At 43.3% G+C, this 1,639-nt stretch carries 3 protein-coding genes; all 3 read right to left on the bottom strand.

From position 1 onward, the window contains the following. Positions 1 to 286 precede the first annotated feature (286 nt). Positions 287 to 538 (bottom strand): hypothetical protein, encoded by a 252-nt coding sequence (locus ACFIMC_RS00090; RefSeq protein WP_375672172.1) that lies wholly within the window; start codon positions 536 to 538, stop codon positions 287 to 289. Between the two features lie 9 nt (positions 539 to 547). Beyond that, complete coding sequence (locus ACFIMC_RS00085; RefSeq protein ID WP_375685599.1) at positions 548 to 1,159, bottom strand: glycine-rich domain-containing protein; 612 nt, start codon at positions 1,157 to 1,159, stop codon at positions 548 to 550. Next, the coding region (locus tag ACFIMC_RS00080; RefSeq protein WP_375681075.1) for a Bgr_08870 family protein at positions 1,129 to 1,639 on the bottom strand (511 nt) is incomplete at its 5' end. The genes ACFIMC_RS00085 and ACFIMC_RS00080, both read right to left, overlap by 31 nt.

The raw sequence follows: 1,639 nt of genomic DNA, 5'->3' as shown, positions 1-1,639 counted from the left end.
TTTCTCCACCTCATGCGTAAAGAGAAGAATAAGTGCATGGAGGGGATAAATTTGCACGTTAACATCAAGGATTTTACGACCATACCGACGGCTGTCTGATCAAATATTGCTAAAAACTTAGATCCCTTACCATTCTTAATAAAGTGAATACGAAGTTTAAATTCTATTGTCATTTTGCTCTCCAAATTAATGAAGAGACCATAACAATCATCTACACTCTCTCATAAGCCTGACACTGTCAGTAAAAAAGGGCTTTAAAGAAAGAAAATCATACAAGCCGTATCGCCTAGATTTGATTATCTTTCTCTTGTGGTTCTTCTATGAGCTCTACGGGTGTGTCTATTTCTGCCATTTCAGTAGATGAGAGCTGTTTTGTGTTTTCATCAACAATAGGAGGAGAGAACACTCCATCCTTATAAGTCCAGCCGATCTGCGCTTCGCTTGAGGGGATAGCTTCACCATCAAAGGCATGGACATAGTCTTCTGAGGCTACAATAATATTTGTTACCACACCATTTTCAACAACTGCATATTTCATAAAAAACTCCTAGATAAAAAATCTCAACAAGATTGCTCCGTCACCACCATTGCCGCCATCTCCACCAGATTTTCCTAGAAAGTAGCCACCGCCACCGCCGCTGGTAAAACCATTTCCATCACCACCATTGCCGCCTTTCCCACTGTAACCCCCTTTTGCGATACCATCACTGCAACCACCACCAGCCCCCCCATAAATAGAGCTTCCACCATGTCCAATGTTTGTTTTGTAGACAATAAAGGGGCCGTCGTTACTTCTATAGTATGCGTAGCCACCACCACTCCCGCCACCGAAAGTAGAACTGCTACCATTAACATTACTGTTACTAGAGTAGTAGCTGCCACCGCTACCGCCGTGACCACTGCTATTGGCACTTCCTTCACTGCCACTAGTTCCGTATCCATAATATCCACCACCTCCGCCACCGCCTGCGGTAAGAAGTCCCTGAATTATTGTTTGACCACCTATGCCTCCCCTTTCGTTATTACCGCCTTTCCCACCACGTCCAATTTGAGCATTTTTTGAGTTTCCCAGCTGGTATCCTTTGATTTTAATACGTACGCAACCGCCGCCACCTCCCCCACCGCCTTTTATATTACTGCCGCCTCCACCGCCACCCACGCCCATATTTCAATATCGGTGTAGCTATTAACACTATCAGGAAATGGAATGGTACCACTTTCTGTCATGAGGATTTCAAGGGGATTAAGCGCGGTAACTTCTTTCAGTTTTGCAATCTCATTGCGTATTTTTTGAAGAACAGTGGTAGCCTCATCTTTTGTGTAAAGTGCCTTACCATCAACAGTTGCTGGACCTTTAAGCATGCTTCCACTTGCACTTAGACTTGTCACAACTTTATTATTGTGGGTGAGATTAAACGACGAATTACCCAACAGTTCTAAGCCACCACTCATAGTGACTTTGCTGGTAAATTTATTGTAATTCTGCCACTCATTTGGACTTGTGAGGCGTCCATAGCTTGTCAGATCTTCATTAATCTTGGCTCTAAAATCATCAAGCCCCACAATATCTTCGGTTTTATGTTGATGAGAACCAAGCAAAGATACAGCACTGCCAAAGGTGAAGTTATTATTGCTTGAT

The organism is Bartonella sp. AP21QHHD, assembly GCF_042196205.1.
In the GTDB taxonomy this organism is placed as follows: domain Bacteria; phylum Pseudomonadota; class Alphaproteobacteria; order Rhizobiales; family Rhizobiaceae; genus Bartonella.
Note: the sequence above shows the minus strand (reverse complement) of the source record. Positions and strands in the feature narration are given on the sequence as shown.

What these genes read in the sequence shown, in the direction of transcription:
- ACFIMC_RS00090 (WP_375672172.1), bottom strand. Translation starts at nt 538, where the DNA reads ATGAAATATGCAGTTGTTGAAAATGGTGTGGTAACAAATATTATTGTA.